Source organism: Microtetraspora niveoalba (assembly GCF_001570405.1).
In the GTDB taxonomy this organism is placed as follows: domain Bacteria; phylum Actinomycetota; class Actinomycetes; order Streptosporangiales; family Streptosporangiaceae; genus Microtetraspora; species Microtetraspora niveoalba.
Genome location: NZ_BBYM01000020.1, coordinates 64,970 through 91,271 on the forward strand (window position 1 = coordinate 64,970; position 26,302 = coordinate 91,271).

General features: G+C 72.4%; 26 protein-coding genes. 15 read left to right on the forward strand and 11 right to left on the reverse strand.

Annotated features, from left to right (window positions below; genetic code table 11):
• The gene (locus AWQ70_RS21050; RefSeq protein ID WP_218004610.1) at positions 1-1,947 is read left to right on the forward strand and encodes an ABC transporter ATP-binding protein; all 1,947 of its coding nucleotides are present in this window, start codon (positions 1-3) and stop codon (positions 1,945-1,947) included.
• A gap of 167 nt (positions 1,948-2,114) precedes the next feature.
• Here the strand turns inward: AWQ70_RS21050 and AWQ70_RS21055 are convergent, their stop codons facing one another.
• On the reverse strand, positions 2,115-4,157 hold the full coding sequence (locus AWQ70_RS21055; protein ID WP_067178746.1) for a S9 family peptidase: 2,043 nt from the start codon (positions 4,155-4,157) through the stop codon (positions 2,115-2,117).
• Between the two features lie 31 nt (positions 4,158-4,188).
• Between AWQ70_RS21055 and mshB the strand changes: the two genes are divergently transcribed.
• The 3 genes from mshB to AWQ70_RS21070 all read left to right on the forward strand — a co-directional run bounded on the left by mshB (position 4,189) and on the right by AWQ70_RS21070 (position 5,999).
• Positions 4,189-5,094: an N-acetyl-1-D-myo-inositol-2-amino-2-deoxy-alpha-D-glucopyranoside deacetylase gene (gene mshB / locus AWQ70_RS21060; protein WP_067178748.1), complete on the forward strand. Its 906-nt coding sequence runs from the start codon at positions 4,189-4,191 to the stop codon at positions 5,092-5,094.
• Between the two features lie 79 nt (positions 5,095-5,173).
• Complete coding sequence (locus AWQ70_RS21065) at positions 5,174-5,545, forward strand: DUF6113 family protein (protein WP_084517531.1); 372 nt, start codon at positions 5,174-5,176, stop codon at positions 5,543-5,545.
• A 34-nt stretch (positions 5,546-5,579) separates the two neighbouring features.
• On the forward strand, positions 5,580-5,999 hold the full coding sequence (locus tag AWQ70_RS21070; RefSeq protein ID WP_067178749.1) for a hypothetical protein: 420 nt from the start codon (positions 5,580-5,582) through the stop codon (positions 5,997-5,999).
• A gap of 114 nt (positions 6,000-6,113) precedes the next feature.
• Here AWQ70_RS21070 and AWQ70_RS21075 read toward each other — a convergent pair whose 3' ends face one another.
• Positions 6,114-6,818, reverse strand: a complete 705-nt coding sequence (locus AWQ70_RS21075; RefSeq protein ID WP_067178751.1) for a hypothetical protein — start codon at positions 6,816-6,818, stop codon at positions 6,114-6,116.
• A gap of 133 nt (positions 6,819-6,951) precedes the next feature.
• Between AWQ70_RS21075 and AWQ70_RS21080 the strand changes: the two genes are divergently transcribed.
• Entirely contained in the window at positions 6,952-7,698 is a 747-nt protein-coding gene (locus tag AWQ70_RS21080) for a hypothetical protein (protein ID WP_169808714.1), read from the forward strand.
• Positions 7,699-7,755: 57 nt separating this feature from the next.
• On the opposite strand, the gene AWQ70_RS21085 is transcribed toward AWQ70_RS21080, so the two are convergent.
• The 6 genes from AWQ70_RS21085 to AWQ70_RS21110 form a co-directional block, all read right to left on the reverse strand.
• Positions 7,756-9,600: a sigma factor-like helix-turn-helix DNA-binding protein gene (locus tag AWQ70_RS21085; RefSeq protein ID WP_067178755.1), complete on the reverse strand. Its 1,845-nt coding sequence runs from the start codon at positions 9,598-9,600 to the stop codon at positions 7,756-7,758.
• A gap of 48 nt (positions 9,601-9,648) precedes the next feature.
• Positions 9,649-11,709, reverse strand: a complete 2,061-nt coding sequence (locus AWQ70_RS21090; RefSeq protein ID WP_067178757.1) for a UvrD-helicase domain-containing protein — start codon at positions 11,707-11,709, stop codon at positions 9,649-9,651.
• Positions 11,710-11,715: 6 nt separating this feature from the next.
• Positions 11,716-14,568 carry an ICP22 family protein gene (locus AWQ70_RS21095; RefSeq protein ID WP_067178759.1) on the reverse strand — a complete coding sequence of 951 codons (2,853 nt, stop codon included), beginning with the start codon at positions 14,566-14,568 and terminating at the stop codon, positions 11,716-11,718.
• Positions 14,569-14,635: 67 nt separating this feature from the next.
• On the reverse strand, positions 14,636-15,412 hold the full coding sequence (locus AWQ70_RS21100) for a class I SAM-dependent methyltransferase (protein WP_067178760.1): 777 nt from the start codon (positions 15,410-15,412) through the stop codon (positions 14,636-14,638).
• A gap of 60 nt (positions 15,413-15,472) precedes the next feature.
• A complete protein-coding gene (locus tag AWQ70_RS21105) occupies positions 15,473-16,546 on the reverse strand; it encodes an ABC transporter substrate-binding protein (RefSeq protein WP_067178762.1) in 1,074 nt (357 codons plus the stop codon).
• 169 nt (positions 16,547-16,715) lie between these two features.
• Positions 16,716-16,937 (reverse strand): putative acetyltransferase, encoded by a 222-nt coding sequence (locus tag AWQ70_RS21110; RefSeq protein ID WP_067178764.1) that lies wholly within the window; start codon positions 16,935-16,937, stop codon positions 16,716-16,718.
• A 100-nt stretch (positions 16,938-17,037) separates the two neighbouring features.
• Here AWQ70_RS21110 and fdxA point away from each other — a divergent pair, with 100 nt between their 5' ends.
• From fdxA to AWQ70_RS21145, 7 genes are all read left to right on the forward strand, one after another.
• On the forward strand, positions 17,038-17,364 hold the full coding sequence (gene fdxA, locus AWQ70_RS21115; protein WP_067178765.1) for a ferredoxin: 327 nt from the start codon (positions 17,038-17,040) through the stop codon (positions 17,362-17,364).
• 68 nt (positions 17,365-17,432) lie between these two features.
• Positions 17,433-18,512: a succinyldiaminopimelate transaminase gene (gene dapC, locus AWQ70_RS21120; RefSeq protein WP_067178766.1), complete on the forward strand. Its 1,080-nt coding sequence runs from the start codon at positions 17,433-17,435 to the stop codon at positions 18,510-18,512.
• Between the two features lie 11 nt (positions 18,513-18,523).
• Positions 18,524-19,165: a DUF4178 domain-containing protein gene (locus AWQ70_RS21125; protein WP_067178767.1), complete on the forward strand. Its 642-nt coding sequence runs from the start codon at positions 18,524-18,526 to the stop codon at positions 19,163-19,165.
• A 10-nt stretch (positions 19,166-19,175) separates the two neighbouring features.
• A complete protein-coding gene (locus AWQ70_RS21130) occupies positions 19,176-19,982 on the forward strand; it encodes a hypothetical protein (RefSeq protein WP_245647075.1) in 807 nt (268 codons plus the stop codon).
• A gap of 19 nt (positions 19,983-20,001) precedes the next feature.
• Positions 20,002-21,060, forward strand: coding sequence for a succinyl-diaminopimelate desuccinylase (dapE, locus tag AWQ70_RS21135; RefSeq protein WP_067178912.1), 1,059 nt, complete (start codon positions 20,002-20,004; stop codon positions 21,058-21,060).
• A 228-nt stretch (positions 21,061-21,288) separates the two neighbouring features.
• Complete coding sequence (locus AWQ70_RS21140; RefSeq protein ID WP_067178914.1) at positions 21,289-22,086, forward strand: LOG family protein; 798 nt, start codon at positions 21,289-21,291, stop codon at positions 22,084-22,086.
• 21 nt (positions 22,087-22,107) lie between these two features.
• Positions 22,108-22,695: an LOG family protein gene (locus AWQ70_RS21145; protein WP_067178768.1), complete on the forward strand. Its 588-nt coding sequence runs from the start codon at positions 22,108-22,110 to the stop codon at positions 22,693-22,695.
• Here AWQ70_RS21145 and AWQ70_RS21150 read toward each other — a convergent pair.
• On the reverse strand, positions 22,672-22,956 hold the full coding sequence (locus AWQ70_RS21150; RefSeq protein ID WP_067178769.1) for a hypothetical protein: 285 nt from the start codon (positions 22,954-22,956) through the stop codon (positions 22,672-22,674). The genes AWQ70_RS21145 and AWQ70_RS21150 overlap by 24 nt on opposite strands.
• Positions 22,957-22,999: 43 nt before the next feature.
• On the opposite strand from AWQ70_RS21150, the gene AWQ70_RS21155 reads away from it, so the two are divergent.
• The gene (locus AWQ70_RS21155; protein WP_157530219.1) at positions 23,000-23,782 is read left to right on the forward strand and encodes a hypothetical protein; all 783 of its coding nucleotides are present in this window, start codon (positions 23,000-23,002) and stop codon (positions 23,780-23,782) included.
• The gene (locus AWQ70_RS21160) at positions 23,782-24,354 is read left to right on the forward strand and encodes a DNA-3-methyladenine glycosylase I (RefSeq protein WP_067178773.1); all 573 of its coding nucleotides are present in this window, start codon (positions 23,782-23,784) and stop codon (positions 24,352-24,354) included. Before AWQ70_RS21155 ends, AWQ70_RS21160 begins: the two co-directional genes overlap by 1 nt.
• Here AWQ70_RS21160 and AWQ70_RS21165 read toward each other — a convergent pair.
• Together AWQ70_RS21165 and AWQ70_RS21170 are read right to left on the reverse strand one after the other, a co-directional pair.
• Positions 24,320-25,120, reverse strand: coding sequence for an enoyl-CoA hydratase-related protein (locus AWQ70_RS21165; protein ID WP_067178774.1), 801 nt, complete (start codon positions 25,118-25,120; stop codon positions 24,320-24,322). The two genes, AWQ70_RS21160 and AWQ70_RS21165, sit on opposite strands and share 35 nt — an antisense overlap.
• Positions 25,121-25,164: 44 nt before the next feature.
• Positions 25,165-25,953 (reverse strand): PaaX family transcriptional regulator, encoded by a 789-nt coding sequence (locus AWQ70_RS21170; RefSeq protein WP_067178776.1) that lies wholly within the window; start codon positions 25,951-25,953, stop codon positions 25,165-25,167.
• A 178-nt stretch (positions 25,954-26,131) separates the two neighbouring features.
• Between AWQ70_RS21170 and AWQ70_RS37845 the strand changes: the two genes are divergently transcribed.
• Entirely contained in the window at positions 26,132-26,299 is a 168-nt protein-coding gene (locus AWQ70_RS37845) for a DUF3117 domain-containing protein (RefSeq protein ID WP_082777371.1), read from the forward strand.
• Positions 26,300-26,302 lie beyond the last annotated feature (3 nt).

Consider the following 26,302-nt stretch of genomic DNA (forward strand, 5'->3'; position numbering starts at 1 on the left):
ATGGCACGCGAGATCCTGCCGGTCGCCGACGAGGCGCAGGTGCGCGCCTACGCGCGGCGGCTCACGCTGAAGTACCCGCGCGAGCTCGCGCTCGCCCTGGTGCTGCACGCCCTGGCCGCCGTCTCGGGGCTGGCCGCCCCGCGGCTCCTCGGCGAACTGGTCGAGGCCGTCGCCGAGCACCACGCCGACATCAACGTGGACACCCTGGCCCTGGCGATCGCCGGATTCGTGATCGTGCAGGCCGTCCTGGTCAGGTTCGCCGTCTTCGTTTCGGCCCGCCTGGGCGAGAAGGTGCTCGCCGAGCTGCGCGAGGACTTCGTCGACAAGATCCTCGCCCTGCCGCTGTCCACCGTCGAGCGGGCCGGCTCCGGTGACCTGCTCACCCGCACCTCCCGTGACGTGGACGCCCTCTCCCGCAGCGTGCGGCACGCCGTGCCCGAGACGCTGATCGCGGTCGTCACCGGGTTCTTCGTGGTGGGCGCGGTCCTCGTGGTCAACCCCATCCTGGCGGTGCCCTCGCTGCTCGCCGTGCCGGTGTTGTGGATCGCCACCCGGTGGTACCTCAAGCGGGCCAGAGACGGCTACCTCCGGGAGAACGCCGCCTACGCGGAGATGACCGAGGGGCTGGCCGAGACCGTGGACGGCGCCCGGACCGTCGAGGCGCTGGGCCTGCGGGACCGCCGCCATCGCAGGACCGACCGGGACATCGCCCGTTCGTGGAAGGCCGAGCGCTACACCCTCGGGCTCCGCACGGTGTGGTTCCCGGCGGTCGAGTTCGGCTACGTGATCCCGGTCGTGGCCACGCTGCTCGTCGGCGGGCTGTTCGCCGCCGAAGGGTGGGTGTCGCTGCGGGACGTGACGGCGGCGACGCTCTACGTCCAGATGCTCATCGACCCGCTCGACCGGCTGCTGTCCTGGGTCGACGAGCTCCAGGTCGGCGGCGCGTCGATGGCCCGGCTCCTCGGCGTCGCCGAGGTCAAGGAGGACCGCGTCACCGGCTCCGCCCGTCCCGGCGGAGAGGAGATCCAGGCGTCCGAGGTCCGCTACTCCTACCGGCCCGGACACGACGTGCTGCACGGCATCGACCTGGAGGTGCGACAGGGCGAACGGCTCGCCATGGTCGGCCCGTCCGGCGCGGGCAAGTCCACGCTGGGCCGGCTGCTCGCGGGCATCCACGGCCCGCGCACCGGCTCCGTCACCGTGGGCGGCGTCCCGCTGGTCGAGCTGCCGCTCGACGAGTTGCGCGGCCATGTCGCCCTCGTGACCCAGGAGCACCACGTCTTCCGGGGGACGTTGCGCGACAACGTCCTGATCGCGCGTCCCGACGCCTCCGATGACGACGTCCGCCGCGCGCTCGCCGCCGTGGACGCCCTGGAGTGGGTCGAGCAGCTCGACCAGGGACTGGACACGGCCGTCGGCTCCGGACGCACCGCGATCTCACCGGCGCAGGCGCAGCAGCTCGCGCTCGCCCGCCTCGTGCTGGCCGACCCGCACACGCTCGTGCTCGACGAGGCGACCTCGTTGATCGATCCGCGCGCCGCGCGTGACCTGGAGCGGTCGCTGGCGGCCGTCCTGGACGGGCGGACCGTGATCGCCATCGCGCACCGGCTGTACACCGCGCACGACGCCGACCGGGTCGCCGTCGTCGAGGGCGGACGGATCAGCGAGCTGGGCCCGCACGACGAGCTGGTCGCGGCGGGCGGCGCCTACGCCGCACTGTGGCAGAGCTGGCACGGGAGACCGGCCCATTCGATCGAGACCACACCCATGGAAGCGGGGCCCATGGATTCGGCCGTTCCGGACGGGGGAAGCCCGCCGGCCGTGACGCCGGATGCCGATCCGTCGGGAGCGGAGACCGCGGCCGAGGGGGCCTCGGACCAGGCCGTCCTCACCGAGGAGAGCCCGGACGCGGAAAGCCCCGACGCTCAGGTCCCCCTGGGGGCCTGACCGCTGGAAGGCGGACCGTCGGAAGGCGGCCCCTGACGCACCCAGGTGCTCGCGGGTGCTCCCGGACGTCCGCAGGCCGGGCGGGGCGGACACGGGCCGCCGCGGGTGCCCGGGCATCGAGACGTCGCGGGTGCCTCCCCACCTGGGGAGGCACCCGCGGGAGACGTTCAGCCCAGGGCCTTCTTGAGGAAGTCGAGCTGGAGGAGCAGCAGGTTCTCCGCGACGACCTCCTGCGGCGTCATGTGCGTCACGCCGGACAGCGGCAGCACGGTGTGCGCGCGTCCGGCGGCGAGCAGCGCCGAGGACAGCCGCAGCGTGTGCGCGGCCACCACGTTGTCGTCCGCGAGGCCGTGCACGAGCAGCAGCGGGCGCTCCAGCTTCTCCGCATCGGCGAGTAGCGACGACGCCTCGTAGTGCCCCTCGTCCGGGTGGCCGAGGTACCGCTCGGTGTAGCACGTGTCGTACAGCCGCCAGTCCGTCACGGGCGCGCCCGCGACCGCCGCGTGGAACACGTCCGGACGGCGGAGCACGGCCAGGGCGGCCAGATAGCCGCCGTACGACCAGCCGCGGATGCCCACCCGGGACAGGTCGAGGTCGTACTGCTGCGCCGCGCCGTGCAGCGCCTCGACCTGGTCGTCGAGCGTCACGGTGAAGTCGTGCAGCACCTCGCGCTCGAAGGCCGGACCGCGTCCGGGCGTGCCCCGGCCGTCGGCCACGATCACCGCGAAGCCCTGCTCGGCCCACCACTGGGACTCCAGGAACATCCGGCCGGAGGCGAGCACCCGCTGCGCGTGCGGCCCGCCGTACGGGTCCATGAGGACGGGCAGCTTCCCGCCGCCCGGCTCGTACCAGGAGGGGAGCAGCACTGCCGTGGCGAAGTTGCGCTTGCCGGTCGGTACGAGCGCCACCCGCAGGTCGAGCCCGGGCCGCTCGGCGTGGGAGTCGATGTGGCCGAGCAGCCGTCCCTCGCGGAGGACGCGGGTGACGGAGGTCTGGCTCTCCAGCGTGGAGCCGATGATCACGGTCGTGCCGCCGGACGTGGTGCCGCTGTAGACGCCCGGCTCCTCGGGGCTCACCCGGGTCAGCACGCCGTCCGTGCAGGCCCAGACCTGCACCTCGGTGGGGTCGGCGCTCGCCTGGAACAGGACCGTGTCGCCGTCCACGGCCAGCACCGAGCGCACCTGCAGGGTCGGGGGCGTGACCGGCCGGTCGCCGACGATCAGGCGCCGCCCGCCCTCGGAGTCGGCCACCCACACCAGGGTGCCGTCGGCCAGCCGGTCCGGGACGCCGGCGACGATCTCCACCCAGGCCGGGTCCACGTCCTCGCGGACCAGCGTGGGGCCGGACGCCGGATCGACCGTGAACAGGCGCATGGCCTTCTGGTCGCGCGGCATGGTGACGATCGACAGGCCGTGGTCGTCCCAGACGGCGGTGACCAGGTACTCGTCGTCGTACGGGACCGGGATGCGCGAGCCGTCCAGGCCGACCACGAACAGCTCGGTGCGGGCGTTGGGCGTGCCCGCGGCCGGGTAGGCCACGGTCACCGGCTCGGACGCGGGGTTGGCGGGGTCGGCGATGTGCCAGCGCGTCACCGGGGACTCGTCCACCCGCTCGACCAGCAGCGCGTCGCCGGCGGGCGACCACCAGTAGCCGCGCATCCGGTCCATCTCCTCGGACGCGATGAACTCGGCCAGGCCGTATGTCACGCCGTCCTCGGCGGCGACGGCGACGTCCTCGTCCGTCGCCAGGTCCCGCACCCGCAGCGCGCCCCCGGTGACGTACGCGACCCGGGTGCCCTGCGGGTTCAGCCGGGGGTCGATGACCGGCCCCGGCGTCTCCAGGTGGCGTACGGTGCCGGACGCGAGATCGACCAGATGGAGGGCGCCGGAGAGGGCGAAGACGGCCTTCTCGGCCGCGGAGTCGGTGGCGTAGGCGACCACGCCGCCCGCCGCCTCGCGGGCCCGCTCGCGCCGGGCGCGCTCCTCCGGCGGCAGGTCCTCCTCGGCGGCGCCGAGCCCGAGCGGGTCCACGACGAGCCGTTCGGCGCCGGACGCGACGTCGAACTCCCACAGGCACGTCACCGGGTCGGTGCCGGACCTCGACCGGAGGAAGATCACCCGACCGCCGTCGGGAGAGATCGTGAAGCCGCGTGGAACGCCCAAGGTGAAACGCCTGGTCCGGGCGAACAGCCGGGGAAAGCTCTCAGTCATAGCTCCCCATCCTGCCAGCTAGGCTCGAAGCATGACTGATCGGCGATTGTTGCTCGTACACGCCCATCCCGACGACGAGTCGATCGGCACGGGGGCCACCATGGCCAAGTACGCGGCCGAGGGCGCCCACGTCACGCTGGTGACCTGCACGCTGGGCGAGGAGGGCGAGGTCATCCCCGCGGATCTCGCGCATCTGGCCGCCGACCGGACCGACACCCTCGGGCAGCACCGCATCGGCGAGCTGGAGTCGGCCTGCCGGGCGCTCGGCGTCACCGATCAGCGTTTCCTCGGCGGCCCCGGCCGCTGGCGCGACTCGGGCATGATGGGCGCCCCCACCAACGACCGTCCCGACTGCTTCTGGCGGGCCGATCTCGACGAGGCGGCGGGCGAGCTGGCCGGCGTGATCCGCGAGGTCAGGCCGCAGGTGCTCGTCACCTACGATGAGAACGGCTTCTACGGCCACCCCGACCACATCCAGGCGCACCGCGTGGCCCGGCGGGCGGTCGAGCTGGCCGCCGACCCCGGGCACCCCGGCGGCGAGCCGTGGCAGGTGGCCAAGTTCTACTACACCGCCATGCCGAAGTCGGTGATGAAGCGCGCCGCCGACGCGATGCGCGAGGCCGACGTGGAGTTCTTCGGAGAGGATGTGGACGCCCTGCCCTTCGGCTGCACGGACGAGGAGGTGACGACGGAGATCGACGCCCGTGCCCACGTCACCGCCAAGCTCGACGCGATGCGCGCGCACGCCACGCAGATCGCGGTCGACGCCCCGTGGTTCGCGCTGTCCAACAACATCGGCCAGGCGGCGCTCGGAGTCGAGCACTTCATCCTGCACGCCGGCGTTCCCGGGCGGCCCGGCGTCGGCGCGCCGTACGAGGCGGGGGGCATCGGCGAGCCGTACAACCGCGAGGATGATCTTTTTGCAGGCATCGACTAGTCCCGACGATCCCGGCGCTCCGGGCGTCTCAGGCATCTCAGGCGTTCCGGGTGTCGCCGGCGGGTCCGACCCGGAGCCGGTGGAGTCCCCGGCCGTCACCGGCGCTGCCTACGGCGTGCTCTTCCTGCTCGGCGTCGCCCTCGGCGTGGTCGGCGGGTTCGAGCACGCGTGGTACGCCGGGAACCTACCGGTCGCCGCGATCGTGTGGCTGGCCGTCCTGTTCGCCGTGCCGTACGCGATGGGACGGCTCATCGGCGGCAGGCTGGGCGCGGTGTTGCCCGCCGCCGGCTGGATGGCCGTCTCGTTCCTCCTGGCGAACCAGCGGCCCGAGGGAGACCTGGTCATCGCGGGGAACTCCGCCGGATACTGGTACCTCTACGGCGGCATGGCGGCGTTCGTGGTCGCGATCGTGATGACGCGATCCCGGGGGTCGTGGCTCCTCAGACACTGAGCGGGCGTACCCGGACGACGGTGGGTGGTACGGGATGAGATGGCACCGGGTCCGGCAGGTCGTCAACGTCGTCAACCTCTCCACCCCCGCGGGTCTGCTGATCGCCTTGATCGGCGGCGCCACCCCGCGCAAGGGGGAGAACGGGCTCATCCTCGCGCACGGCTACCGCATCCCGTTCCCGGTCGCGGGGGCGTTCACGGTCGGGAACGTGATCCTCACCAAGAACGCCGACGGCTACCTCACGGGGGAGCTGCTCGACCACGAGTCCCGGCACGCCACGCAGTACGTCGTCTGCGTGGGGCTGCCGATGTTGCCGCTCTATCTGATCGCCGCCGCGGTCTCGCTCGTGGTCTGCGGCGATCCCGCCTCCTGGAACGTGTTCGAACGGCTGGCCGGCCTGGAGGACGGCGGCTACGTCCGGCGGCACCCCCGGTGGCGCCGACCGGCTCGATGAACGCGCCGCATGATCCCGCCCGCGCCGTCGCTCAGGCCGGGGGCCCGCTCCGGCGCGTCACGCCAGGAGGCTCTACGACTCCCGGGCGTACACCCGAGGGAACGTACGGCGGTGTCAGACCTTCCCGATGTCCGAGGACAGGTCCAGGCCCAGGAGGTGGTCGAGATGCAGGAACGTCTCGAACCGCGCCCCGGTCGCCACCGAGTCGTCCGTCTCCAGCTCGCACAGCAGCCCGATCGCGCGGGGCGTGTCGAGGTCGTCGTCGAACGCCTCGCGCACCGCCGAGGCCCGCTCCCCGGCGATCGGGGCGCTCGGCGACTCGGCCCAGCGCGCCACGCGTCCCCGCCAGCGCCGTACCGTGCGGTCCGCCGACCGCAGCAGGTCCCAGGTCAGGTCCACCGGGGCCCGGTAGTGGTGCTCCAGCAGCGCGAGCCGTAGCGCCAGCGGGTCGAGGCCCGCCGCCTCCACCTCGGTGAGAAGCGTGCCCGCCGCCTCGCGTCCCTCGAACCGCAGCGGCCCGCCCACCACACGGTGCCGGCCGTCCGGCCCGCCCGAGCCGACGACGAGGTCGACCGGCTCCCCGGCGTACGGCAGCGGTGAGAACGGATGCACGTTGAGCGCGAGCGGCGCGGTGAACTCGCGGTCGTCGGCGTGCGCCAGCACCCGCAGCCCCTGCCGCTCGGCCACCCGCCGCACCAGATCGGGCAGCAGGTACGCCAGGGGGTCCGGCGACGCGGAGACGTACATCCGCAACGCCCGCGCCCCGGCGGGGACGACGGGGTCGACGCTGTTCCGCAGGGTGTCGTGGAGCCGCAACATACCCCGAGCCTAGGCCGTGCCCCGCCGCGCGCGGCTCGGACGGCGTCTCGTCGCGTCGCCGCCCCACCCGGCATCGATCTTGACACAAAGATCAACTGGTCTGCAGCGGTTGTGCTAGATATTTCCGGTGAGGATGCACAATGTCCTGAATGCCGCGACCGTCACCGCGATGGCGGCGGCGACCACCGCCATCCCCGCCGCCGCGTACGCGTCGAGCCCGCCGGATCCCGCCGTCGCCGTGGCGAAGCGGATCCGGGCAGGTCACGGCGTGAAGATCTCCGAGAGCGCCACGATCACATTCGGCAGTGAAATCATCGGGTACCGGGTCAAGGGGACCTTCGAGTTCGGCAAGTCCGGGATCGCCGCGGCCGACGTCACCCGCGTCCCCATCGTGGACGGTAAGACCGGGGACAAGTTCCACTTCCGCGTCGTCCGCGGCGTGAGCTACGCGTACGGCGGAGCCTGGGGCGACGAGTGGACCCGGGTGGGCCGGAAGTTCAAGCCGCGGGAGTTCTCCGAGCAGAACATCGACATCTTCGAGCGGGCGACCCTCAGGAAGCTCCTCACGACCACCGCCGAGCGCGCTCCCGGAGGGACCGTGGGCGGCGTGCGGACCACCGCCTACTCCGGCACCGTCGATTTCGGCACCATGTACGACGTCTCGCCGGCGTTCCGCGACGAGTTCGGCAAGCTCGGCGCGAAGGCGAAGAAGACCGGGATCACCTGGCGGCTGTGGGTGGACGGCAAGGGCCTGCCGCGCCGCCTCACCACGTCGTGGAAACGTCGCGCCGACGATTTCCCGGCGGACATGGGCTCCCATGTCACGACGAACTACGACGCCTGGGGCGTGAAGGTGACGATCACCTCGCCGCTGACGTGACCGGGTCAGGCGCCCGCCGGAGTGCCCTGGGAGACCGAGGCCGCGCCGGAAGGGGGGTCAGGAGTCGAGGAACCCGAGGATGTCCCGGTCGCCCCGCTCCCGCAGCCGGGCCATGATCTCGTCACGCGCCGCACCCTCCGGCAGCCCGATCCGCGCCCCGATGAGCCGCAGCCCCTCGGCCTCCGAGGCCACCGGCGCCGTGTAGCCGATCAGGTGCAGCGCCCGGTTGAGCGCGGCGAGCCCGGGAGCGGCGGCCGGCAGGAAGCGGGTCAGCAGCTCGCCGCCGTCGGAGACGGTCAGGAAGACGTGGTCGCCCTCCGACGCGTTGTATCCCGCCAGCACCGGCCGGATGGACCCCATCGTGGGCTGGTTGTGCCAACTGATCACCACGTCCCCGGAGGGGGTGGAGGCGGTGAGCTGGCCGCCCGGGGCCATCCCCAGGTGCGCGGCGAAACCGGTCGGCAGCGGCGACCCGGAGCCGCGCAGGTGCTCCGGGTTGACGTCCACCCGGTGCCACCAGCGGCCGTCCCTGCTGCGGAAGCAGCGGCGGGTCATCGACACGTCCCGGCGCGGCTGGTACGGCTCGGCCTGCTCCTGGCCCGCCACCCGGATCCAGCCCCGCTGCGTGCGCTCGAACCCCGGCCCTCCGGCGTACGCGCGGACCGAGCTCTCGCTCACCTCGTAGCGCGACGTGAGGTTGCTGACGATCGTGCTCACCGACGCCTCGCCGCCCGCCCGCTCGATCTCCCGCGTGATCATCTCGCGGATGCCGAGATACTCCTCGCCGCCCCAGCGGCGCAGGCCGTACTTGTTGCGGTCGAGGCGCAGGAAGCGGTCGTCCGCGGTGAGCTGGTTGCGGATGCCGACCAGGCTGTAGTCCTCGCCGATCCGCGCCTGGATCTCCTCCGGCGACAGCGCGGTGCCCGCCACCGCCAGAACCGCCTCGGCCTTGTCGTTGACGCTGCGCGGCCACGGGACCACGTGCCCCTCCAGCACCCGCAGGTGCGGTACGGCGGCCAGCCAGCGCTCCGCGACGTCCTCGCGGATGCCGAGCTGGGCGGCCAGGGACACCGCCTCGTCGAGGGGGCGCGGGCCGTCGGCGAAGATCTGCCGCGTCTTCTCCCGCAGCTCGTCCGCGCCGCCCGCGACCAGCCAGCCGTCCACCTGGTCGTACCCGGTGAGCAGGGTGCGCAGGAACCGCCAGGTGGGGATCGCCAGCGTGGCCAGCTCGGCGCGGTGCCACGGGACCGCCGCCGCGAGGTCGTCGGCCGGTACGGCGGAGCCGAGACGGCCGCGCAACCAGGTCAGATGCGCGGTCAGCGCGGCGGCCTCGGGCGAGGCGAGCCACGACTCGACGTGGTCGCGAAGGTCGCGCTCGATCTGGCGGATGCGCTCGCGGGTCACCGAGAACCGCTGGGCCAGCTCGTCCAGCGTCACCCGGTGCTCGGCGTAGAGCCGGTCCCTGGCGATGGCGCGCTGCCGGTCGTCGAGCCGGGCGAAGACCTCGTCGATGATCTCGGGGATCGGGCGCTCGGGCAGCGCGGGCGCGACGGGGGCGCCGGGCGCCTCCTCGACCGGCTCGGTCTCCAGGAGCTTGCCGATGACGTCCGCGAACAGACGCTGCACGGCGTCGCGCGCGCCGGGCGTCTGGAGGCTCTCCTGCGGGTTGGTGAACCTCAGCAACGGCAGGATGTCCCCGAGCGACAGGTGTCCCCAGCACGCCGTGGTGAGGTCGACCAGCCGGGAGACGACCTGTTCGATCCCCACCGCCCCGCAGGCCCGATCGAGGGGAATCGCCTGCCACCACGCGTCTGGAAGACCGGGGTCGCTCGCGATCGGCTCGACCTGACTGGGGGCGGTCCAGCGCAGGGGAGGCACGATGTCGCTCAGGCTAAGGTTCATGCAGGTCCAACCGGCAAGGGGAATATATCCGCAGTTCAGACTAGGGGATCAGGCGGGTAGGAAGGGACTCGCCCGACCGGTGTAGGACACGTAGAGCATCTCGCTCGCCCGTGTGCACGCCACGTAGAGGAGCCCCCGTTCGCGTTGCATGTCATGAGCCCGAGCCGTCGGATCCTCGGCGGCAGGGGTGAGTGCCTCGGGTGCCGGCACGATTCCGTCAGCCACGCCTATCACGGCCACGCGGCGGAATTCCAGCCCCTTCATGCCGTGCAGCATCGTCACCTTGACGCTGATCCCGGCCTGCTGCAGCGCCGCGCGCGCGGCCCGGACCAGGTCGGTGCTGCGGGCCGCCACCGCGATCTCGTCCTCCGGCACACCGTCGGCCGACCACGACGAAAGCTGGGACACCAGCCCGGCCAGCTCGGCCTCCTGGGAGACGTATCCGAGCACCGTCGGCCGCGGTCCGTGCTGCAGCGCGCGATAGCCGTGCAGCTCCGCGATGCCCTCGACGAGCCCGTCCGCGGGCCCGCCGCCGCGCAGCCGGATGCCGAACGACAGGATCTCGTGCGGCAGCCGGTAGGAGATCTTGAGGTGGAACCTCCGGACCGGGATGCCGAGCCCGGCCAGCGCCACCCGGGTGTCGAACATGCGCTGGTGGGGGTCGCCCACGATGAACATGTCGTTCGGGGCGAGCGGCACCGCCGCCCGCAGCAGCCGCCACTGCGCCGGGTGCAGGTCCTGCGCCTCGTCCACCACGATGTGCCGGTACGGCTCCCGCCCCGGCGCCTCGTCGCCCAGCATGTCGCCGGTGGACCGGCCGAGCAGCTCGGCGGCATCGGAGGCGAGCTGGAGCAGCGTACGACGGCCCGACTCCCGCAGCCGCTCCTCGACGTGCTGCACCGCGCGCCACACCGTGGCGCGGATCTCCGGGGACAGCTCGACCGTGCGGCCGGAACGGGGGGCGGCGATGTACTCGTCGAGGGTGCGCAGGTTCTGGGAGAGGATCACCTGCTCCCACTCGCGCAGCAGGAAGGCGGCGCCGAACCTGCTGCCCGCCGCCTCCTGCCACAGCGCGGCCAGGTCGCCGGTGCCGACCAGGGTCGGCGGGCGGCCCTCGGCCTCGGACACGACGCGGTGCGCCAGCCGGTCCACGTTGCGCACCTCGATGCGCTCACGCACCGCCTCGTCGTCGATGATCAGGTCGAGCCGCGCGGCCAGCTCCGAGGCCAGCGCCTGCGAGAAGGAGACCAGCAGGACCGGCCCGGCCCCGGCGCGGGCGAGATGGGCGGCCCGGTGCAGGGCGATGACCGTCTTTCCGGTGCCCGCGCCGCCGGTCACCAGCGTGGGCTGGTCGTAGCGCTCCCAGTTGGAGTAGGTGTGCTGCGGCGGATAGAGGAACGTGGCCCAGTGGGGGGCGTTGAGGATCCGCTCCAGCTCCTGCTGGCTGGTGGCGAAGGCCGCCCGTCCGGGGCTGCGCCGCAGCGCGGCCACCAGGTCGTCCGGATCGATCTCCCCTGGCTCCATGCAGCGGCAGCCGTCCAGCTCCGACCACGCCGCCGCGAGCGATCCGCCCTTCACCAGCGCCATGAGCGGCGCGAGCTGGCTCTCCGGCAGGAACGGCTCGATGCCGGTGAGGTGCGCCTCCGACGTCATCAGCCGCAGCAGCGGGAGCAGGGTCTCGTCGATCCCGATGTCGAGCAGGTCGTTGTCGCAGAACGTCTCGAACAGGCGCCGCTCACTGCGCGTCGCGGCCCGGCGCAGCGCCGCCTCCGACTCGTCGATGGCCTCGGCGTCCCACACCTCGACCACGCCGATGGCGGTGTTGACGCCGACGCGGTGCCGCTGCGCGTACGACCAGGCCTCCTCGTCGGGCAGCACGGTCAGCAGCCAGTACGTGTCCTCCTGCCGTACGACGACGCCGCGATGGCCGTCGGACAGGCGCAGGGTGGCCACGCGCGGGTCCCGGCCGTTGCGCACCCGCTCCGGATGCGGCGCGGCGAGGGAGTTGTGCAGGAACCGGCGCAGCGCGACGGCGGCGTCCCGCCGGGTCTGGGCGTCCAGCGCGGCGAGCTTCCTGACGAAGTCCGGTGAGATTGCGAGGCTTGGCATCTCCGGCTAACCCAACAGGGACAGGAGGTCGCGGTCCCCTCGCTCTCGGAGGCGGGTGAGGAGTTCGGGCTCGGCGACGGGACCGGCCAGGCCGATGCGGGTGGCGATGACCCGGTACGCCTGCTCGCGGGTGCCGCCGGGCGCGGTGTAGCCGACCAGCCGGAGCGCCCGCGCGGTCGAGTCGCCGCCGCTCGCCGCCGGCAGGTGCCGCACTCTCAACATCCCCTCGTCCGACAGCGTCAGGAAGATGTGGCTTCCCTCCTTGGCCGCCATCTCCGTGAGGATCGACTGGAGCGATCCGAGAGCCGGGTGGGCCTGCCACGAGAACGTGACGTCCCCGGTGGCGCTTCGCACGGTACGGCTGCCTCCGGGGGAGAGCCCGAGATAGGCGGCGAACCCGCTGGGCAAGGAGATCTCCGCTCCTTCCAGATGCTGCGCGGTCACGTCGACCCGCAGCCACCAGCGCCCGTCGGGCTGGCGGAAGCAGCGCCGGGTGAGCGCGACGTCCTTCAACTGGCCTTGCTGCATCGCCGGCGCCGCCGGCGGGAAACCGGGCGCGGGGCCGGGCGAGAAATCCGGGGCGGGCGCGCTCTGCGGCGCCCCGGGAGGAACCGGGGGTACCGCCTGGCCGACCGGAACCGGCGGCACCGAGGGAGCCACCGGAGCATGGGGAGTCGGAGGAACGGCCTGGCCGGGTGGAACCGGCGCCGGCTGGGCGGGCGGAACCGGTGGCGTTCCGGGGGCCGGGACCGGAGCCGGCGCGGGCTGGCCGACCGGGGCGGGGGCCGGCCGCGAGCCGTTGCCACTCTGCATCCGGAGCTGCGGAACGTTCTCCAGCCACTCCTTGGCGACCTCGGGATGGATGCCCAGCGAGGCGACCAGCTCCAGCGCGCGGGCGATCGTCGGGGGCCGCTCCGCGCCCAGGATGAGCGCGCGCGTCCTCTCGTGCAGCTCGCTCAGCTCTCCGGCCACCACCCAGCTCCCCGAGACGCGGTGGTCGGGCAGCGTGGCCAGCACGAACTGCCAGGCGGGCACGTCGAGGGAGGGCAGGTGGGCCCGGTGCCAGGGCGCGGCGTCGATCAGCCGGGACGTCGGCGCGGCCACGCCCAGCGTCTCCGCGACCCGCTTCACATGTTCGCCGTACGGCACGGCGTCCGGCCCGGCGAGCCACCCGGCCAGCCGCTCGCGCAGCGTCTCCTCGATGGCGCCGATGGCCGCCACGGGGATGGCGAGCAGCTTGGCCAGTGCTTCCGGCGCCGTCGGCGTATCGGCGAAGACCCTGTTCTGGGCGACCATCCACGACTCGTCGTCCAGCCCGGCGAACACGGCGTCGAGTAGGGCGGGGAAGTCGACGTCCTCGGCGGGAGCCTTCCCGGAGGAATCGTCCGGGCTCCCACCAGCGTCCGCGTCCGGGCCGTCGCCGAGCACCGCCGCGTCGGGGTTCTCGCTCGCGTCCGGTTCGGCCGCGTGGGCCTCCGCGCCGGGGTTCGCGTCCGCGTCCGGTTCGTCGTGCGATGTCGTCCCGGGGCTCGGGGCCGAGTCCGGGGTGTCGCCGAGTGCCTCCGCGTCGAGGCTTGGTACGGCGTCGGGTTCGTCGTCGGCTGCCGTTCCATGGGGGCTCGGAGCCGCGTCGGGCGTGTCTTCGAGGGAGTTCTCACTCGCGTCCGGTTCGGTCGCGTGGGCCTTCGCGTCGGGGTTCGCGTCCGCGTCCGGTTCGTCGTGTGATGTCGCCCCGGGGCTCGGGGCCGAGTTCGGGGTGTCGCCGAGTGCCTCCGCGTCGAGGCTTGGTACGGCGTCGGGTTCGTCGTCGGCTGCCGTTCCATGGGGGCTCGGAGCCGCGTCGGGCGTGTCTTCGAGGGAGTTCTCACTCGCGTCCGGTTCGGCCGCGTGGGCCTCCGCGTCGGGGTTCTCGCCCGCGTCCGGGCTGCCGGCCGCGTCCGGCGTGTTCGTGTGTTCCGCCGCGCGGGGATTCTCGCCCATGCCCGGCGTGTCCTCCGGGGCCTCCGCGTCGAGGCTCTCGGCCGGCGCGGGGAAGGCCGGGCCCTCCGCGAGAACGGAGGCGTCCCGGACGTCCAGGCTCTGCGGCTCCGGGGCGACGTCCGGGCCCTTCTGCCCCTCCGGCCCGTCCGGCGAACCCGGCATGTCCGCGACGCTCTCCGGCGAGGCGACGGCGACGGCGACGGCCTCGGGGGCCTCCCCGAGGCCGGGCGCGGTGGGAGACGGTACGAGTTCCGGCGCGGCGAGGTCCTCGGAGGGGGCGGCCACCGGGGAAGCGGCGGCGCTACCCGCCACGGGAGCGAGTACGGCGGACGCGCCCTCCGGGAGGGCGGCCGGGCTCTCGCGCACGGCCTCCGGTACGGCGGTCCGCCCGGCGGCGGGCGGGACCGCCCCGGCCGGGGCCAGGCGGGTGAAGACGGCGGTGAACAGCGCGGTCAGGACGGGACGGGCCCTGATGAACGGCTGGTCGGACAGCTCGCGGGCGGACAGGGAGAGCAGGCCCGGCCAGGACCCGGCCCGGTCGAGGGCGATGGCGACCTGCGGGTCGTCCGCGTCGTCCGGGTCGAGCACGTGCAGGGCGGGCAGCACGTCGCCGACGGCGGCGGCCGGCCACTGCTCCAGGGCCAGCTCCGTGACCAGCTCGCCGAGCGCCTCCGGGCCGAGGACGGCGAGCACGCGGGAGACGGGCAGGCTACGCCACCACGCCGGCGGCAACGCGCCCACGGCGGCGTTCGGCCGGGCCTCCGGCCGCGCCTCCGGCGAGAGGTCGTCCCCCGGACGGAGCGGCGCGGTCAGCGAACCGATGCGGGCAGCGTCACTCCAGCGCAGCGGTGGCACAAGGTCACTCAGGCAGAAGTTCATCGCTTTCCCATCAGTCTGTACAGCCAGACCATAGTCTGACAAATCCCCTACGACAGCGGGAGTTTCGTCAGCGACGAACAGCGGCGAAACGGAGCCGGACGTAGTCGGCCACCCACCCGGACTCCCGTCTGAGCGCCGGGGCGGCCAGCTCGTTCACCCTGCGCAGGAGAGGTTCCACGAGCGCGGGCGGCACCCCGTCGAGAAGCGATCCGGCGAACATCCGCACCCAGTCGGCCGCGCCGCCCGGACACTCGTCCAGCGGGGTGGGGCGGTCGACGTACTCCAGGATGCGCACCGTGAAGCCGCCCTTCTCCAGCCGGACGGCGTACTCGGCGGGGGTGGGGAAGTACCACGGGAGCTCCGGCTCGCGCAGCCCGTGCTCACGCCAGGCGGTGCGCATCGCGGAGGTGAGCGTGGCGCAGTTGCCCGCGCCGCCCAGCTCGGCGACGAACCTGCCGCCGGGCCGCAGCGCCATCCGCACGCACGAGATCACGGCGTCGGGGTCGCGGCTCATCCAGTGCAGCGCCGCGTTCGAGAACACCGCGTCGTACGGCTGGGCCACGGTGAAGTCGTCACCGTATCCCACGGTGAAGTCGAGGCCGGGGTACTGGGCGATGGCCGTCTCGATCATTGCGGGGGAGCCGTCGATGCCCAGGACGCGCGCACCACGCTTGGCGATCTCCGCGGTGAGCACGCCGGTGCCGCAGCCGAGGTCGAGGACGCGCTCGCCCGGCTGCGGGTCGAGCAGCTCCACCAGCGGCACTCCCTGGGCCGACACGTAGCCGAAGGAGCTGTCGTAGGCGCGAGCGTTCCACCGCGTGAGACTGGGGGTTTCGTATCGCAAGATCGGCTCGCATTCTCGTGTGGGACACACTTTACGGCTTCGCCGAACTCGCGACCGCTATCATCCGATTTGCCGGGCCCAGTGCTTCTGAAGGTAGGTCTTCGCCTCGTCCTGCTCGGGAATCGTGAGCATCACCGGGGTCCCGACGGCCTTGGGCAGCTTGGCGGCGGCGGCCCGGTCGATCGTCCCGCGCATCTCCATGGCCTCCATCCGGACCGGCCGGGCGTACCCCCTGAGGTAGAGGTTCTGGCCGTCGTCGGAGAGCAGGAACTCCTGCCACAGGCGGGCGGCGGCCGGGTGCTGCGCCTTCCTGTTGATCGCCTGGACGTAGTAGGAGGCGAGCACCGCGTCGCGGGGGATCGTCACCAGCCAGGTCGCCTTGCCGTTCTGCGTGGTGGCCGCGGACCGGGCCAGGTTGAGGTAGTCCCAGTCGACCACCGCGGTGGCCTGCTCGGGAGCCGTGAGCGCGCCCGCCTTCTTGAGCCCGGCGAAGAAGCCGACCCCCCGGGCGGCGTCCGGCTTGCCCCTCCTGAGCGAGGTCGCCATGACGCCGTTGAACGCCGAGGCGGTGCGCAGCGGGTCGCCGGGCAGGGCCACCGTGACGCCCGGCCTGTTCAGCGCCGCGAAGGTCGGCGGCGCGGGCATCTTGCGCGGGTCGTACCCGATGGACATGTAACCGCCGTACGCGGCGTACCAGAGCCCCTTGCCCTCCTTGAGGTCGTCGGGGATGTCCTGCCAGCCGCCCACCTTGTACGGCGCGAACCGCTCGGCGTTGGCCACCGCAACGTCCAGGTTCAGGTCGAACACGTCCGGCGGGATCTTCCCCGCCGCCTCGGCGATCTGCTGCTGGCTGCTCGCGTCGGGGCGCAGCTCGGTCACCTTGATGCCGTACTCCTCGGAGAACCGCTCGATGAGGTGGCCATAGTTGACCCACGTGTGCGGCAGGCCGATGACGGTGAGCCGGCCCTCCTTGCGGGCCGCGGCGACCAGGCCCTCCATGCCGCCGAAGCCGCTCAGGCCGTCGGCGTGCACGTTCGCGGGCGGGAGCTTCTTGGACTCCTGCTCGGCCGGGGCCGAGCAGGCGGCGACTGCCGAAAGAAGAAGGATCGCGGCGACGCTGGCACTCTTGGTCACCCGCCGAATACTCTACGTGGCGCTCCCGGTGGTCGAGGAGGCACGCGCGGGATTTACCGACCTCGCGTGGGATTTACCGACCGCACGGGTGATTCGCCGGTCATGCCGCCGTTGCCCCGGGCGCCCCGAATCCACCGGCCACGCGCCCGACGCGCCGGGGGCCCGGGACTCACCGGGCGGGCACCACGCGGGCCGCGACCAGGGTCTCCTCCGCGATCTCGACGAGCGTCCCGTCCCGCTTGCGCACGGCCAGCACGCCGTCCTTCCATGACTCCAACACGCCGACGGCGTCGCGGAAGCCGCCGGGCGCCACGCGCCGCGTGGTCACCCGTTTCCCCGTGTCGGCGGGGGTTATCGCGACGACGAGCCGGGCTCCCTGACGAGGGGTCACGCCGATTGTCCCCCTCCCGTTTCGGCTTGTGGGCGGGCACCGCAATACTAGGTCTGAACAACCCGCGGTCGAATCGTGCCTACTCAGAAGGAGCCCGAAGGTGACGTACGTCATCGCGCAGCCTTGTGTGGACGTCCTGGACAAGGCGTGCATCGAGGAGTGCCCCGTCGATTGCATCTATGAGGGCAACCGGATGCTCTACATCCACCCCGACGAGTGCGTGGACTGCGGAGCCTGTGAGCCGGTCTGCCCCGTCGAGGCGATCTTCTACGAAGACGACCTTCCCGAGCAGTGGAAGGACTTCTACAAGGCCAACGTGGAGTTCTTCGAGGAGCTCGGCTCCCCGGGCGGCGCCTCCAAGGTCGGCAAGATCGAGAGGGACCACCCCGTCGTCGCCGCGCTCCCGCCGCAGGGCGAGGACCACTGACCAGCGGGAACTCCGCCCATTGAGCGTTCAGGCTCGATGGGCGGGTTCATGATGACTAGGGAGCACCTTTGATCTCGTTGCCGGACTTCCCATGGGATCGGCTCACGGCCTACAAGGAGAGGGCGGGGGCGCACCCTGACGGGATCGTCGACCTCTCGGTCGGCACTCCGGTCGATCCGGTGCCCCTGGTCGCGCAGAAGGCGCTCGCCGAGGCGGCCGACAGCCCCGGCTACCCGCTGACGTACGGCACCCCCCGGCTGCGTGAGGCGGCCGCGGGCTGGTTGGCACGCAGGCACGGGGTGCGTGTCGACGCGGCGGACATCCTGCCCACGATCGGTTCCAAGGAACTGGTGGCCTGGCTGCCCACCCTCCTCGGCGTACGGCCCGGCGAGCGTGTGCTGTTCCCCGAGCTGGCCTACCCCACCTACGACGTCGGGGCGCGGCTGGCCGGGGCCACTCCGCACGCCTCGGACGGGCTGCTGGCGGTGGGGCCGGAGCGCGTCCCGCTCGTCTGGGTGAACTCGCCGTCGAACCCGACCGGTCGTGTGCTCCCGGCCGAGCATCTGCGCAAGGTCGTCACCTGGGCGCGCGAGCGCGGGGCCGTGGTCGCGTCCGACGAGTGCTACCTGGAGCTCGGCTGGGAGGAACAGCCGGTCTCGATCCTCCACCCCGACGTCTGCGGCGGCTCCCACGAGGGCCTGCTCGCCGTCCACTCGCTCTCGAAGCGCTCCAACCTGGCCGGCTACCGCGCCGGCTTCGTCACCGGAGACCCGGCGCTGGTGCGGCGGCTGCTCGAGATGCGCAAGCACGCCGGCATGATCATGCCCGCTCCCGTCCAGGCCGCCATGGCCGCCGTGCTCGACGACGACGCGCACGCCGACGAGCAGCGCGAGAGGTACGCCCGCCGCCGGGCCGTGCTGCGTCCCGCCCTCGAAGCCGCCGGGTGGCGGGTCGAGCACTCCACGGCCGGGCTGTACCTCTGGGCGACCGACGGCACCGGCTGCTGGGAGCAGGTCGAGGCCCTGGCCGCGCGCGGCATCCTGATCGCGCCCGGCGACTTCTACGGCGTGGCCGGCGCGAGCCACGTCCGCGTCGCCGTGACCGCCACCGATGAGCGGATAAATGCGGCTGTGCGGCGCCTCCAGTAGGATCGCCCGGCATGACGGCAGCGGTGGTGCTCATCCTGAGCGTCGCGACGCTCCTGGTCGTGCTGGGCGCCGTCCTCGCCGCCGTACGGTCGGGCCGTTCCCGGCCGCGCTCGGGGCGCGGGAAGGCGGGCCCGGGGAGACCGGGCGCCGCGGATCCGGCCGCCGCGCCCGAATACTTCGACCCTCGCACGATCAAGGTCGGCGACACCGTCCTCTGCGCCGGTGTGCGGTTCAGCGCCATCGGAGCGCTCCATCTGTCCCGGCAGGGCGAGGGACGCACCGAGTATCTCCTCGACGACGGCAACCGGCGCTACCAGTGGTTGTCGGTCGAGGAGCGCAGGGAGCAGGGCGCCGACGGAGCGGGGCTACTGGAGGTGCTGCTGTGGACCACCGTCCCGACCGAGGGCATGGTCCCGGCCAAGAGCACGCTCATGATGGACGGCGTCGAGTTCTCGCCCGTCAAACGCGACACCGTGGCGTTCCGCGCCGAGGGCACCACCGGCCTGCCCGACCGCGGTCTGCTGGACTACGCCCTCTACCACGGGAACGACGGGCGGCTGCTGGCCTTCCGGCGGCCCCAGGGCGGCGGCTGGGCGGCCGCCTACGCGCATCCGCTGCCGCCGGGCTCGATCCGCGTGGAGCGGCGTTCGTGAGGTCCGCCACGTGACCGGACGTGTCCCACGTACGGCGCTGGCCATCGTGGCCATCGTCGTCGTCCTCGGGGCGGGGATCTTCTTCGGGGCGTACTACCTGCTCGAACGGGCCAAGCCGTTCGCGCTGGGCGAGCACTGCAAGATCACCACCTCCGCCGGCACGCTCGACCTGGACATCGAGCAGTCGGAGATCGCGGCCACCATCGCCGCCGTCGCCGCGCGGCGCGGCCTGCCCGAGCGCGCCCTGCAGATCGCGTACGTGACCGCGATCCAGGAGTCCAAGCTCACGAACCTGCCGTACGGCGACCGCGACTCGGTGGGCGTCTTCCAGCAGCGGCCCTCGCAGGGCTGGGGCACCTCCGCCCAGCTCCAGGACCCCGTGTACGCGACCAGGAAGTTCTTCGTCGCGCTCGAGAAGGTCAAGGGCTACCGCGGGATGCCGCTGCACGAGGCGGCCCAGGAGGTGCAACGCTCCGCCGACGGCTCCGCGTACGCCCAGCACGAGATGCAGGCGAAGATCCTGGCCGGGGCGTTCTCCGGCCGTGTCCCCAAGGCGGTGCACTGCTGGTTCCCGCTGTCCGAGAAGCCGGTCGAGCCCCGCGCCCAGGCGGCCCGCAAGCAGCTCCTGCGCGAGCTGGGCGACGACTCTCCGACGAAGCGCGCCTGGCAGGTCGCCGCGTGGTACGTCACGCACGCCCAGCGGTACGGCCTGCGCGAGATCCGCTACGACGGGGTGTCGTGGACGGCGGCGGACGGTCACGACGGCTGGGTGCCCTCCGACGCGGCGACCGGGGCGGGAAAGGTCCGCGTGCTCTGAGGGATTAGGCTCGGTGGCCATGCGGGCGGACCTTGACCTGAGCACGGACGTGGGCGCGCTGACGGCGCGACTGGTGGACATCGAGTCGGTCAGCGGCGACGAGAAGGCGATCGTCGACGCGATCGAGGAGGCGCTGCGCCCCCTGCGGCACCTGACCGTGGACAGGGACGGCGAGGCCCTCGTGGCGCGTACGGCCCTCGGCAGGGACGAGCGGGTGGTGATCGCCGGGCACATCGACACCGTGCCGGTGGCGGGCAACCTGCCCGCGCGCGTGGAGGGCGACCTCATCCACGGGTGCGGCACCTCCGACATGAAGTGCGCCGTCGCCGTCATGCTCAAGCTGTGCCTGATCGAGACGCCCAACCGCGATCTGACGTTCGTGTTCTACGACTGCGAGGAGATCGAGGCCGAGCGCAGCGGTCTGCTCCGGCTGACCCGCAACCACCCGGAATGGCTGGCCGGCGACTTCGCGGTGCTGATGGAGCCCACCCACGGCCTGATCGAGGGCGGCTGCCAGGGCACGCTGCGGGCCGAGATCACGACGCGCGGGGTGCGCGCGCACAGCGCCAGGTCGTGGCAGGGCAGCAACGCCGTCCACGCCGCCGCGTCGATCCTCGACACGCTCAACGCGTACGAGCCGAGGCGGCCGGTCGTCGAGGGACTGGAATATCGCGAGGGCCTCAACGCGGTGGCGATCCGCGGCGGGGTGGCGGGCAACGTGATCCCCGACGAGTGCGTGGTGACGGTCAACTACCGCTTCGCCCCCGACCTCTCCCTCGATCAGGCGAAGGACCACGTCCGCGAGGTCTTCGCCGGCCTCGAGGTGCGGTTCACCGACGCCGCGCCCGCCGCCCGGCCGGGGCTGACCCACCCGGTGGCCGCCCGCTTCGCCGAGGCCGTCGGCGGCGTCCCCCGGGCCAAGTACGGCTGGACCGACGTCGCCCGCTTCTCCGCGCTCGGCATCCCGGCCGTCAACTACGGCCCCGGCGACCCGAACGTCGCGCACCGGCGGGACGAGTACGCCGAGCTGTCCAAGATCTTCGACTGCGAGCGCCGGATGACCGCCTGGCTGGCCTGAGCCCGCCGTACGGGCGGTACCGCGTCGATCAGCTCCGGGCCGATCAGCTCCGGGCCGATCAGGGCCGATCCGCTCCGAAATGAAGAAAGTGGCTTTCCTCGCCGGCCATTTGGCGGGGAAAGCCACTTTCATCCCGAGCAGCACCCTCGCCTGTTAGACGTGAGGCGGCTGAATCCCGGTTCCGCGATTTTTCAAGATTGTTTTGACGTAGGGACTAGCGTGATCGGCATGACTACGATCCGCAGGGAACGCCGCCAGGGCCCCTCCGTCCTCCGCGGCAGCATGGTGACCGAATCCACTCACGACCAGCGGCTTCTCGACCGCAGGGGGCCGACGGACTGGCTCCACATGGACCCCTGGAGAGTGCTGCGCATCCAGTCGGAGTTCGTCGAGGGATTCGGGGCGCTGGCCGAGCTGCCGCCGGCCGTGACCGTGTTCGGCTCGGCCCGCACCGGCCGCGAATCCAAGGAATACGAGATGGGCGTCCGGCTCGGGCGCGCGCTCGCCGAAGCCGGTTTCGCGGTGATCACCGGGGGCGGTCCCGGTGTGATGGAGGCGGCCAACAAGGGCGCGCTGGAAAGCGGCGGGGTGTCGGTGGGGCTCGGCATCGAGCTCCCCCACGAGCAGAGCATGAACGAGTACGTCGATCTCGGCGTCGAGTTCCGGTACTTCTTCGTGCGCAAGACGATGTTCGTCAAGTACTCGTCCGGGTTCGTGACGCTTCCCGGCGGGTTCGGCACGCTCGACGAGCTCTTCGAGGCGCTCACCCTGGTCCAGACCCGCAAGGTCACGTCGTTCCCCGTGGTCCTGATGGGCACCGAGTTCTGGACGCCGCTGATCGACTGGATCCGCACCACGCTCGTCGCGTCCGGCAAGGTCTCTCCGCAGGACGTGGAGCTGATCCGGCTCACGGACGACGCCGAGGAGGCCGTGGACATCATCGTGGCCGCCGACCGGCAGCAGCAGGCGAGCACGGCACGCAGGGAGGAGGCAGCGCGCCGCCACACGGTCGCCGACGCCCAGTAGCCGAGCTTCTAAGGTGGAGCGATGTTCATCTGCGTGTTCTGTTCCTCCAGCCAGAAGATCGATCCCAAATACGTCGACCTCGCGACCGAGGTCGGCGCCGAGATCGCCAAGCGCGGTCACGGGCTGGTCAGCGGAGGTGCCGTCGTCTCCTGCATGGGCGCCGTCGCGCGGGCGACGCGACGGGGCGGCGGGCGCACCATCGGTGTGATCCCCCAGGTGCTCGTGGACATCGAGATCGCCGACACGGAGTCGGACGAGCTGGTCGTCACCGACGACATGCGCCAGCGCAAGGGCCTCATGGACGCGAGGTCGGACGCCTTCCTGGTCCTTCCCGGAGGCATCGGCACGCTGGAGGAGCTCTTCGAGATCTGGACCTCCCGCGTGCTCGGCATGCACGAGAAGCCGCTGGTCATCCTCGACCCGTGGGGGCTCTACACCCCGCTGCGCGAGCTGGTCGAGGGCATGTACGACCAGGGCTTCACCCGGCCAGGGGTCTTCGACGCCATCTCCTGGACGGCCGACCTCCAGGAGGCGTTCGACCTCCTGGAGAAGCCGGGTCTCGAACTGCGGCCCACCCCCGAGGAGCTAGGCGAGGCCACGCCGAGTTAGCGCGGGCGGCCGCCGGCCGGCCAGGCACTCGGTCATCTCCACCGCGAGCCGTACGTCCCGGGCGGTCTCGGGGGTGGCGCGGAACACCCGCGCCCCGGCCCAGGCGAAGACGGCCGCCGTGGCGACCGCCTCCGTGGCGTCCTCAGGCAGCGTCACGGCGACCGTACGGCCGGCCCGGACGAGGTCGGACACCTCCGTCACGGACCGGGCCGTCGCCCATCCCGGGTCGATCGCGTCATCGGGGCCGAGTACCACCGTCATGCATTGATGCTCGCACGGATGGGACGTGTGGCACGATTCGTACGTGCTGGTTGTTCTCGTCCTCGTCGCGATCGCCGTCGTAGCCGTAACGGTGAAGCTCTCGCAGGGCCATGGCGGTGAGATGGCCGTGTTCGCGCCGGACGCGCCGCCGCTCGTCCTCCCCGTCGGTCGCCTGGAGGCGGCGGACCTGGCCCGGTTGCAGCTCCCGATCGGCCTCGTGGGCTACCAGACGGACGCGGTGGACGCGACGCTGCAGCGGCTCGCGGTCTCGCTCGACGAGCGGGACATCCACATCGCCGCCCTGGAGCGGCGCCTCGCCGATCTGGTCACGGCCCGGCTGTACGGCCGCCCGGAGGACGCCGACGAGCCCACCCCGGACCCCCTTGACGACGTGGACGGCGTCGACGGCGGGGACTCCTGGGACGCGCAGGAGGAGATCGAGCCCGGCACCGTCGCCGACCCCGCGGAGGACGGCGCGAGTGACCAGGACGCGGGAGACGTCGAGGGTGCCCCGAGTGGCGACGTCCAGGAGGCCGAGAAGCCGGAGCGGGCGGACCGGTCCGACGAGGCGGACGAGCCTGAGCGGGAAGAGCGGCCGGAGAAGGCGGAGCGGGCGGACCGGTCCGACGAGCCTGGGCGGGAAGAGCGGCCCGAACCGGCGGGATCGCCCGAGACGGCGGAGCGGTCCGAACCCACGGGCCAGGCTGAGACGGCAGAACAGTCCGAGACGGTGGAACAGGCCGGGAAGCCGGACGACGCCGAGCCGCGGCCCCGGGCCGCGACGGCGAGCGTGGGGAGCGCGGGGAGCAGGGAGGAGAGCCCGTGATGATCAGATGCGCGTGGGCGACCTCCGCCCCCGACTACATCGCCTACCACGACGAGGAGTGGGGCCGCCCGGTACACGGCGACGACGGCGTCTTCGAGCGCGTCACGCTGGAGGCGTTCCAGTCCGGCCTGTCCTGGCTGACCATCCTGCGCAAGCGGGAGAACTTCCGCGCGGCCTTCGCCGGGTTCTCCATCCCGAAGGTCGCCGCGTTCGACGAGTCGGACGTGGAGCGGCTGATGGGCGACGCGGGCATCATCCGCAACCGGGCCAAGATCGAGGCGGCCCTCGCCAACGCGAGGGCCGCGATGGAGTTGCCCGGCGGACTTTCCGACCTGGTCTGGAAATATGCCGACCTGTCCGCTCCGGTGCCTCCCACTCCCGCCGACATCCCGGCCCAGACCCCGGCCTCCAAGGCGCTGGCCAAGGAACTCAAGCGGAACGGCTTCCGCTTCGTCGGCCCCACCACCGCCTACGCGCTGATGCAGGCCATCGGGCTGGTCAACGACCACCTGGCCGACTGCTGGGTGCGCGACGACGTCAACGCCCGTCGAACCGCGGCCGCTCCTTGTTGAGGAACGCCTTGGTCGCGGCCGCGTGGTCGGCCGTCGCCGCGCACTCGTCCTGAAGCTCGGCCTCCAGGTCGAGCGCCTCGGACAACGAGTGCGAGGCGGCGTAGTCCAGCGCCCTCCTGGTCGCCGCGTACGCCCGCGTCGGCCCCTGCGCCAGCCGTACGGCGAGCTCGCGGGCCGCGACCGGCACCTCGTCGGCGGGGACGACCCGGGTGACCAGGCCCAGCTCGAGCGCGCGGCCGGCCTCCACGGCGTCGCCGAGCAGGAGCAGCTCGCGGGCGCGGGCGGGGCCGACCAGGCGCTGCAGCGTCCAGGACGCGCCGGAGTCCGGGGCGAGACCGATGCCGGTGAACGCCATGGCGAACTTCGCCTTCTCCGACGCGATCCGGAAGTCGCAGGCGAAGGCGAGCGCGGCGCCCGCGCCCGCCGCCACGCCGTTGACCGCGGCGACGACCGGCTTGTCCATCGTCGTGAGCGCCCGGACGATCGGGTTGTAGTGCCGCCGGACCGTGTCGTCGAGGCCGCGGCCGCTCTCCAGGAGCTCGGCGTGCTCGCGCAGATCCTGGCCGGCGCAGAAACCCCGACCCCGGCCGGTGAGCAGCACCGCGCGCACGGAGGCGTCGTCCCCGGCCCGTTCCACGGCCGCGAGCAGCGCGGACTTCATGGAGCCGGTCAGGGAGTTCATCGCGTCCGGGCGGTTCAGCGTGATCGTGGCGACGCCGTCGCCGATCTCGTACAGAACCTCGTCGGCGACGTCATTGGCAGTCATCGAACCTCCTCAGCGATGTCCCCGGGCCCGGCCCCGAGGGGGAGTCACGGCACGGCGCCGTCGAACGCTCCATCCATGTTCCGATCGACGAACGCGGTGGCGGCCGGCAGCAGCCGGGCGGCCTCCCGCTCAAAGTAGAGGCGGGCCTTCTCTCCCGGCCATCCGGGGGGCAACAATTCGGCGGGCAGCCCCGGATCGCGGAACAGGAAGTTGCGCCAGCCGTGCAGCAGCCTGCTGCGCACCGCGAAGACCCGGTCGTCGGGCGCGTCGCCGGGCAGCGAGCCGAGGAGCACCTCGGCGTCGGCCAGCCACTCCTCGTACGCCCGGGCGATCGCGCAGAGATCCCACGCGCGCGCCACCAGCTCGCGCGGGTCGCCGGCCAGGGTCGCGTCGAACAGGTACGCGTCGATCCGCAGCGCGTCCAGCTCGGGGGAGGGGCGCGGACCGATCCAGGTGGTCTCGGACAGCGGTGCGTATCCGAGGAACGCGAGGTTCGCCCGCAGCCGCTCCCGCCGCGACCGGTCGCGCACCGGTTCGAGCACGAGCATGTGCCACCGGCCCGACCAGCTCACCGGGCCCACCCGGTAGACGCGCGCCGCCGCCTCGTCCAGGCGGTTCACGCCCTTCGGGGTCAGCGCGTAGCCGGGGCCCTGCGGCAGCCGTACGGGTTCGAGCCAGCCCTGGCGGACCATCCGCGAGATGGCGGTGCGCACGGCCGGGGCGGCGATGCCGAGCGGCGCGAGCAGCCGTACGAGGGCGGCCACGGAGGCGCGCGCGCCACGGGTGCGGAGGTGATCTCCGTACAGATCGAAAAGCGCGGCGCGGGCGTTCATCCCACCCAGTGTGCTGTGCGGATGTGCCCTCGACAATGCATAACCGACGTCCTTTGATCGACTGCGCGGGGCATGGTCGTTACCTTTTTAAGCTGAGAGGCGGGATAATAGGCCATCACACAAGACGTGAATATGCCGGCCACCCCCGGGGAGCCGGCGACGTGGAAGGGATACACGCATGGCGGCGATGAAGCCGCGGACTGGCGACGGTCCGCTGGAAGTCACCAAGGAAGGCCGGGGCATTGTCATGCGGGTCCCCCTCGAGGGTGGCGGCCGGCTCGTCGTCGAGCTCTCGGCGGATGAGGCCGGCGCCCTTGGAGACGCACTGAAGAAGGTGGTCGGCTGAATC